Annotated in this window: 1 protein-coding gene; it reads right to left on the bottom strand. The window is 41.0% G+C overall.

The window, feature by feature from the left end; translation table 11 throughout:
• Positions 1-23: 23 nt before the first annotated feature.
• Positions 24-491, bottom strand: a complete 468-nt coding sequence (locus BCT81_RS23485) for an NUDIX domain-containing protein (protein ID WP_102426040.1) — start codon at positions 489-491, stop codon at positions 24-26.
• Between the last annotated feature and the right edge of the window lie 33 nt (positions 492-524).

Raw genomic sequence — 524 nt, forward strand, 5'->3', positions numbered from 1 at the left:
CTCTTGAACAATTTGTTAGCTTTCTAGCCAACGAAGTACGCTGAATCATTTTCTGCAAATAAACAATCCAACGGGTAAGGCAGCTCAAGCCTTGGCATATTACCTTTTGAAAACCATTTAAGGCATATCGTTTCATCATCGAGTGCGGATTGAGAACAACTTTCTACTACACATTTGAACATGATAACTGTGTATTCAACTTGATCACCATTTGGGTATGTAAAACCAAAACCCTCACCGCCGAATACACCAAGTAGGCGATCTACTTTTACAGCCAAACCTGTTTCCTCGCGAACTTCCCTGATCAATGCTTGCACTGGCGACTCTTGAGGTTCAATCATTCCAGCAGGAAGGCTCCATTTGCCATCTGATTTTTGCTGAAGTAGTAGCTCTTTATTTTCATTTAAAATGACACCCGCAACGCCGGGGATAAGAAGTGGCATTGTTCCAATCTTAGAACGAACCTCTTTGATATAGTCACTTACGCTCAATTTTCCTCCTTGAAAGCTAACAGCTATATTAGA

The sequence above is a fragment of the Vibrio sp. 10N.261.52.A1 genome (genome assembly GCF_002876325.1).
GTDB classification, from domain to species: Bacteria; Pseudomonadota; Gammaproteobacteria; order Enterobacterales; family Vibrionaceae; genus Vibrio; species Vibrio chagasii.